8 protein-coding genes are annotated in these 7,535 nt (G+C 70.2%); 2 read left to right on the top strand and 6 right to left on the bottom strand.

Annotation, left to right across the window (positions count from 1 at the left end; translation table 11 throughout):
- From B2Y21_RS07305 to B2Y21_RS07295, 3 genes are all read right to left on the bottom strand, one after another.
- A partial coding sequence (locus tag B2Y21_RS07305; RefSeq protein ID WP_292058457.1) for a helix-turn-helix domain-containing protein occupies window positions 1-991 on the bottom strand: 991 nt, incomplete at its 3' end.
- 98 nt (window positions 992-1,089) lie between these two features.
- Window positions 1,090-3,369, bottom strand: a complete 2,280-nt coding sequence (ptsP, locus tag B2Y21_RS07300) for a phosphoenolpyruvate--protein phosphotransferase (RefSeq protein WP_200166240.1) — start codon at window positions 3,367-3,369, stop codon at window positions 1,090-1,092.
- A 58-nt stretch (window positions 3,370-3,427) separates the two neighbouring features.
- Window positions 3,428-4,717, bottom strand: coding sequence for an aspartate kinase (locus B2Y21_RS07295; protein ID WP_292058453.1), 1,290 nt, complete (start codon window positions 4,715-4,717; stop codon window positions 3,428-3,430).
- Between the two features lie 56 nt (window positions 4,718-4,773).
- On the opposite strand from B2Y21_RS07295, the gene ubiG reads away from it, so the two are divergent.
- Together ubiG and B2Y21_RS07285 are read left to right on the top strand one after the other, a co-directional pair.
- Window positions 4,774-5,592 carry a bifunctional 2-polyprenyl-6-hydroxyphenol methylase/3-demethylubiquinol 3-O-methyltransferase UbiG gene (gene ubiG, locus B2Y21_RS07290; protein ID WP_292058451.1) on the top strand — a complete coding sequence of 273 codons (819 nt, stop codon included), beginning with the start codon at window positions 4,774-4,776 and terminating at the stop codon, window positions 5,590-5,592.
- Window positions 5,589-6,134 carry an AAA family ATPase gene (locus B2Y21_RS07285; RefSeq protein ID WP_292058450.1) on the top strand — a complete coding sequence of 182 codons (546 nt, stop codon included), beginning with the start codon at window positions 5,589-5,591 and terminating at the stop codon, window positions 6,132-6,134. The genes ubiG and B2Y21_RS07285 overlap by 4 nt, the downstream gene beginning before the upstream one ends.
- Here B2Y21_RS07285 and B2Y21_RS07280 read toward each other — a convergent pair.
- The 3 genes from B2Y21_RS07280 to B2Y21_RS07270 form a co-directional block, all read right to left on the bottom strand.
- Window positions 6,121-6,654 (bottom strand): GNAT family N-acetyltransferase, encoded by a 534-nt coding sequence (locus B2Y21_RS07280; RefSeq protein ID WP_292058449.1) that lies wholly within the window; start codon window positions 6,652-6,654, stop codon window positions 6,121-6,123. The two genes, B2Y21_RS07285 and B2Y21_RS07280, sit on opposite strands and share 14 nt — an antisense overlap.
- Window positions 6,609-7,076, bottom strand: coding sequence for a DUF6265 family protein (locus B2Y21_RS07275; protein WP_292058448.1), 468 nt, complete (start codon window positions 7,074-7,076; stop codon window positions 6,609-6,611). Before B2Y21_RS07275 ends, B2Y21_RS07280 begins: the two co-directional genes overlap by 46 nt.
- Window positions 7,077-7,120: 44 nt before the next feature.
- Window positions 7,121-7,535: helix-turn-helix domain-containing protein (locus B2Y21_RS07270; RefSeq protein WP_292058446.1), on the bottom strand; the 415-nt coding region annotated here is incomplete at its 5' end.

Genomic DNA, 7,535 nt, shown 5'->3' with positions numbered 1-7,535 from the left:
ACTCGCGCGCGGCCGCCTGGGCGCGGTTGTTCAGCGAGCCGAGCGGCGATTGCCGCGCGGGCAGCACCCCGCCGTGCTCGCCGTTCAGATAGACGTCGAAGGCGGCCGGATCGGGCGTGTCGATGGTGGCCGCCAGACCCGGCGGCGCGCGCCAGGCCTCGCCCGCGGCCAGCTGGCGCGCGAACAGGATGCGGCCGTCGCCCTGACGAATGACCAGGATGGCGGGCTTGCGCGCCTGCAGAATGACCTGAGAGGCCGTGGCCGAGGCGCCGTAGATGGCCCCGCGCGGGTTGAAGGCGGCCTGCACCGGCGGCGCGGGCGGCGGAACGGCGTTGGGGTCGTCCGGGTCGATCCCCGTCAGCTGCGCCTCCAGCCCCGGCGTGATGTACATGGCCGGCGTCGTCTGGTCCGGCGGCGCCGCCTTGGGGGCGCCGAGGTAGAGGGCGCGGTCCCGTTGATGATCGGCCTGCTCGGCCCAGTCCTTGGGCACGGCGACCAGGTCGGAGGGGTGCGGCGCCTCGATGCGGTTGATGCGCTGGAAGACGTTCCAGCCGATCACCACCGCCAGGAAGACGCCGATGACGCCCAGGATCTTGGGCGAGTTCTGGCGCATCTGCTGCAAGGCGGCGCCCGTCGGCGGCTGCAGCGGCACGGCCGCATCGGGATATTCCTGCTTGAATCGCTCGACCGCGTTCAACTCGTCCAGGCCCAGGGCGCCGGCGTAGGCGCGCACATAGCCCATGGAGAAGATCCGCGACGGCAGGACGGCGTACTCGCCCTGCTCCAGCGCGGTCAGGAAACGCGGATGCACCCGCGTCTTGGTCGACAGTTCGGCCATGGACAGGCCCGACGCCAGGCGCGCGGCGCGCAGAGAGGCGCCCAGGGAATCGTCCGAGGGCTCCTCAGGCGTCGCTTCGGGCGTCGCCTCCGGGGTCTGATCCAGCGTCGCGTCGGCGTCGAAGTCGAACGCGGCTTGCCGATCCTGGTCCATAGGGTCGGGGTTCCGTCACGTCAGGCGCCCGTGCGCCCGTCATCCCCGCTTAGACGAGGCGAGAAGCGCGGGCAACGCGGGAAAGCAGCCCCGCTTGTTCAGACTTCGACGTTGAGCTTGCGCGCCAGGGACTCGATCTCGCCGCGCACCGACCCCGCCGACGAACCCAGCAGGACGTTCATCCCCCGCCGCGCCGCGTTCAGATCGGCGGACAGGATCATGCGCTTGACCGGCCCCACCCCGCCCGCAGGCGCGGACAGGCGGTTGTAGCCCAGGGTGATCAGGGCGAAGGCTTCCAGCGGGCGCCCCGCCAGTTCGCCGCAGACCGAGACAGGCGTGGCGCTGTCGGCGCACTTCTGCTGGATTTCGGCCAGGGCGCGCAGGAAGGGCGGCGACAGGGGGTCATAGCGATCCGACACGCGCGGGTTCGTCCGGTCGGCGGCGAACATATACTGCAGCAGGTCGTTGGTGCCGATGGAGACGAAGTCGGTCAGCGGCAGCAGGGCGTCCAGGTGCCACAGCAGGCTGGGGCATTCGATCATGGCCCCGACACGCAGCAGGGACGGCAGGGGCCGCCCCCGGCGCCGCGCCCAGTCGCATTCGACATCGACCAGTTCGCGGGCGGCGCGGAACTCGTCCACCGTGGCGATCATGGGGAACATGACGCGCAGTTCGCGCCCGGCGGCGGCGCTGAGCAGGGCGCGCAACTGCATCCGCAGCAGGGCCGGGCGATCCAGACCCAGGCGGATGGCGCGGCGGCCCAGCGCCGGGTTCTCTTCGCGCTCATTGTCGAGATAGGGCAGCACCTTGTCGCCGCCGATGTCGAGCGTGCGGAAGGTGACGGGCCGGTCGCCCGCTGCATCCAGCACCAGCTTGTAAAGCGCCGCCTGGGCGTCCAGGCGCGGCAGCTCGTCCGAGACCATGAACTGGAACTCGGTGCGGAACAGGCCGATGCCCTCGGCGCCGGTGGCGTCCAGATTCTCCAGGTCCACCGCCAGGCCGGCGTTGGCCAGAAGCATGATGCGCTTGCCGTCCTTGGTGACGGCGGGGGTGTCGCGCAGCTGGTCGAACTCGGCACGGCGCTGCTCGCGCACCGCCATGCGGCTCTCGACCGCCGCCAGCATGTCGGGACGGGGCCGCAAGTAGGCCTCGCCCGTCTCGCCGTCGACGATGACCTGATCGCCCTCGGTCAGGCGATCGCGCAGGCCTTGCAGGCGGCCGACGCAGGGAATCTGCAAGGCGCGGGCGACGATGGCCGCGTGAGCGGCGGCCGAGCCTTCTTCCAGCAGCAGGCCGCGCAACTTGTGGCGCGGATACTCCAGCAGGTCCGCCGGTCCCAGGTTCTTGGCCACCAGGATGGCGTCGTCGGGCAGGTCGCGCTGGCCCGGATGATCGCCCGCCATCAGCCGCAGCAGGCGGTTGGCCAGATCCTCGAAGTCGTGCAGCCGCTCGCGGATATAGGGGTCGCGGGCGTTGGCGAAGCGGGCGCGGTGCTCGTTACGGACGCGGTCCACGGCGGCTTCGGCCGTCAGACCGGAACGCACCGCCTCTTCCAGCGACCGGTTCCAGCCCCGGTCGTCGGCGAACATGCGATAGGTCTCCAGCACCTCATAAGGGGTGCCGCCCAGCTTGCCCTGGCTGCCTTCCAGCAAGGCGTCGATGCTGGTGCGCAGACGCTCCAGCGCCTCCTTGAGCCGCGTCTCCTCGGCGGCGGGGTCGTCGGCCAGCAGTTGTTCAGGCGCGATCGGCGCCTCGTGCAGCACGGCCTGCCCGAACGACAGGCCCTCGGCGAACTTCTGCCCCTTCAGCCGCTCGGGGCGGTGGGGGGCGACCTCGACGTCGCGAAGCTCCTCCAGCGCCAGCAGCTCGCCCGAAGCCACCGTCTCGGCCAGGACCATGGCGATGGTCTGGATGTCCTCGACCTCTTCCTCGTCATAGCGACGGGCGGCGCGGTTCTGGACGACCAGGACGCCGATGGCCCGGCCGCCGCGCAGCAGGGGCGCGCCGAGAAAGGCGTGATAGGGATCTTCGCCCGTCTCCGGCCGATAGGAGAAGCTGGGGTGCGACTGGGCGTCCGACAGGCTGATCGGCGCGGCCGTGCGCGCCACCTCGCCGACCAGGCCCTCGCCGGGGCGCAGGCGGGTGTTGTGGACGGCCTCGGGGTTCAGCCCCTCGGTGGCGAACAGCTCCAGCTCGCCCGAGGCGCGCCGCAGATAGATGGAGCAGACCTCGGCCACCATGGAGCGGGCGATGATCCGCACCACCATGTTCAGCCGGTCCTGCGCAGGCGCGCCGCCCCCGGCCCCGGCCAGAGCCTCGCGGATCTGGCGCAGCAGAAGGCGGGGCCCCCTCGCCGTCACTGCCACGCCCTTGACCATGCCTGCTCCCGCCTTGCCGCCCCTGATCCGTTCCAGATAGGGCGGCGCTTCCGATATCCTAGTCTTCCGCGTCCAGACCGTAGGCCGCGTGCAACGCCCGAACCGCCAGCTCGGCGTAATCCGAGTCGATCAGAACGCTGATCTTGATCTCGGAGGTCGAGATGGCCTGGAACTTCACGCCCTTGTCAGCCAGGGCGCGGAACATGGTCTGGGCCACGCCCGCATGACTGCGCATGCCCACGCCGATCACCGAGACCTTGGCCACGTCGTCGTCGACCCGCAGCTCCTCGAAGCCGATCTCGGCCTTGGCGGCGGTCATCAGGTCGGCGGCGCGGCGCGCGTCGCGACGGCCGGTCGTGAAGGTCAGGTTGACCGCGCCTTCGGTGCGGGCCTGGCTCTGCACGATCATGTCGACGTTGACCTCGGCCTCGGCCAGGCGGGTGAAGACGTCGGCCGGAGCATCCGTCCGGTCCGACAGGCCAAGCAGCGTGATCCGGGCTTCGTCCCGGCTCATGGTCACGCCGGAAACGATGCGCTTTTCCACGATCTCATCCTCGTCGCAAATCAGGGTGCCGGCGTGTTGCGGCAGGTTTCCGTTTTCGTCCGGTTCGATAAAGCTGGACAGGACGCGCACCGGCACGCGCTTGTGCATGGCCAGCTCGACCGAGCGGGTCTGAAGCACCTTGGCGCCCAGCGACGCCATCTCCAGCATTTCTTCGTAGGACACCTTCTCCAGACGCCGGGCGCGGCTCTGGATGCGCGGGTCGGTCGTATAGACGCCGTCCACGTCGGTATAGATGTCGCAGGGCGCGCCCAGGGCCGCCGCCACCGCCACCGCCGAGGTGTCCGAACCGCCCCGGCCCAGGGTGGTGATGCGCCCGTCGCGGGTCACGCCCTGGAAGCCCGGCACGATGGCGATCTCGCCCGCGTCGAGCGCGGCCCCCAGCGCGTCGCCGGGCACCTCTTCGATGCGCGCGCGGCCGTGAGCGTCGTCGGTCAGGATCGGAATCTGCCAGCCCATCCAGCTGCGCGCCTTCAGGCCCATGTTGCGCAGGGTCAGGGCCAGCAGGCCCGACGTCACCTGCTCGCCCGAGGCGACCACCACGTCATATTCGTCGTCCGACAGGACGCCGTCGCCGTACAGGCCCGGCGCCGCGCCGCCCACGCCGTCGGTCCAGGCGACCAGCTCATTGGTCTTGCCCGCCATGGCCGAGACGACCACGGCCACCTTCTTGCCCCTGGCGGCTTCGGCGGCGACGATGCGCGCCGCGCGACGGATTCGTTCCAGGTCGGCCATGGAGGTGCCGCCGAACTTCATCACCAACCGGTTCGTGTCGGCCCGCGTCATCCTGGCGTCTGATCCCCTGCTTGCATGGCGGGCGAAGGCGGTCCATGCCTCTGCCCATGCCCGCTTCTAACGACAGCCTCGATCCACGCAAACCCCAAAGCGAAGAGGGTTTTTCACCCTTTGCTACCGATCGTGCCGAAGGGCCGAGCATCGACCCGGCCGACGTGGCGCGCTTTTCGGCCCAGGCGGCCGAGTGGTGGGATCCCAAAGGCCCCTTCGCCCCCCTGCATCGCTTCAATCCGGCGCGGCTGAAATTCGTGCGCGATCGGGCGGCCGAGCACTTTGATCGCGACGTGAAGGCGCGCGCCCCCTTCAGCGGCCTCAGCCTGATCGACATCGGCTGCGGCGGCGGCCTGATCGCCGAGCCGATGCGGCGCATGGGCTTTGAGGTCACGGCCATCGACGCCTCGTCCGAGAACATCGGCACCGCCCGCGCCCACGCCGATCAGGTCGGTCTGGACATCGCCTATCGCGCCGCCACCGTGGAGCAGATGGTCGAAGCGGGCGCCGGGCCGTTCGACGTGGTGCTGACGATGGAGGTCATCGAACACGTCGCCGATCCGGAAGCCTTCATCCGCGCCTGCTCGAAACTGATTAAGCCGGGCGGCCTGATGATCGTCGCCACCCTGAACCGCACGCTGAAGGGGCTGCTGCTGGGCAAGGTCGCGGCGGAATATGTGCTGCGCTGGGTGCCCGCGGGCACCCACGACTGGCGCCAGTTCCTCAAGCCCGACGAACTGCGCGCCATGCTGGACGGCGAGCCCCTGACCGTCACCGGCCCCTATGGCCTGGCTTACGACCCGCTGAACGACCGGTGGAGCGAGGGCGACGACGTGGGCATCAACTACATGATGATGGCGACCCGCGACGCATGATCGGCCCGCGCCGCATCGTCCTGACCGGCGGTCCGGGCTCGGGCAAGACGACGCTGCTGGAGGCGCTGGCGACGGCGGGCCATGCGACCTCGCCCGAGGCCGGGCGCGCCATCATCCGCCGCCAGCAGGCGATCGACGGCGAGGCCCTGCCGTGGAAGGACCGGGCCCTGTTCGCCGAGCTGATGCTGGATCGCGAGCTTGAGGCCCACGCCCGCATGGAAGGCGCCGACGGGCCCGTCTTCTTCGATCGCGGCGTCCCGGACGTAGTCGGTTATCTGACCCTGTGCGGCCTGCCGGTCCCGGCCCATATGGAGCGGGCGGCGCAGGACATCCGCTATGATAGGCGCGTCTTCATCGCCCCGGTCTGGCCCGAGATCTTCGGCAAGGACGCCGAGCGCAAGCAGGATCTGGACGAGGCCCGCCGCACCTTCGACGCCATGGCCGAGACCTATCCGCGTTTCGGCTATGAACTGATCGAACTGCCTAGGGCGCCCGTCGCCGAGCGCCTGGCCTTCGTGCTGAAGTCGCTTACAGCGACCTGACCATATAGCGGGCGTCGTCGCCGTAGCAGGCCAGCTTCTCGGCCATGCCCGGCGGGTTCTGGATCTCGAAGCCATTGCGCGACCAGAAGCTTGATGCGTCGTTGACCGCCACCAGGGCGACCGCCGGCCAGCCCGCCGCCTTGGCCTGTTCGGCCAGGCGCTCGACCACCGGCCGGGTGTGGCCGCCGCCGCGCGTGTCGGGGTGCAGGGCCAGGTCGTGCAGATAGACCACCTCGGCCTCGGCCGGGATGGCGTCGATCAGCACGTTCAGCGCCGGGGCGGCGTTCAGCACCCACGGATAGGCCACCAGATAGCCCATGACCGGCCCGTCCTCGGCGGCCAGCACGAAGCAGCCTTCGGGGTGCAGCTCCAGACGGTTGGCGAAGCAGGCCCGCTCTTCCGGATGATCGGGGAAGGACAGCTGGGCCACCGCGACCACGCCGTCGAGGTCGTCCGGCGTCATGGCCCGCCAGGTCAGAGTGGACAGCGGGCGTTCAGCTCCGCCCTGTTGAATCGCCATTGCACGCTCCGGTTCTCATCGTCGTCCGCCCCTTCGATCCGGGCGGTCAGCACATCCCCCGCGCGGTCATAGATGATGCGGTGCGGAAAGTCGTTGTCGGGATTGGCGAAAACCGCCCGCTGCGGGCCGCTGTCGATCAGGCGGAAGGGGGTGGCGGGCGCCCCGTCAGGCTGGGCGAAATAGGCTAGGCCGCCATCCTTCAGGGGGGCGATGCGGGCGCTCTCGAAGCCGCTGCGGCCATTGCGCACAGTCACCGAATGGCCGACGATCAGACCCGCGCGCGGATCGCTCCAGGTCTCGGACGCCTCGCGCCCGCCGGAACAGTCCAGCCAATAGCCCGCCAACCACGACAGGTCGGGCGCGGGCGTCGCGGGCAAGGCGGCCTGCCATAGGACGGCGGCCAGCAGGCTGGAAACGGACATGGGCTCTTCCCCTCCTCAAGGACGAAGGGAAGGTTACGCGGCCCTCACGGCGCGGGCTTGTAGGAATGCGACGCCAGCCGCCGCGCCAGCTCCATCTGTTCGCGCGCCCAGGCGGTGGCGGTGCAGCCCAGAAACCGACGGAAGTCGCGCGCCATCTGCGGCTGGTCGAAATAGCCGGCGGCCAGACCGGCCTCCAGCCAGGAGGCGGCGTCGGCGTCCTGGCCCATCGCGTGATCGAAGATGCGGCGGAAGCGGAAGACCGAGCGCAGGGTGCGCGGCGCCACGCCGACGCGATCGCGGAACCGGCGCTGCAGGGCGCGGCGTTCGGCCGAGTTCAAAAGCGGCCCCTCAAGATCGTTCTCAGCGGCGGCGACCTGGGCGCGGACGGCGAGGTCGATGCGCCAGTCGCCCGCCCGGCGCTGATCCTCCAGCCAGGCGCCGAGGGCGGCGGCCTGCCCC

Origin of the sequence: Brevundimonas sp. UBA5936, from assembly GCA_002430835.1 — a bacterium.
Lineage (GTDB): Bacteria > Pseudomonadota > Alphaproteobacteria > Caulobacterales > Caulobacteraceae > Brevundimonas.
This window is presented reverse-complemented; position numbering and strand designations above follow the sequence as displayed.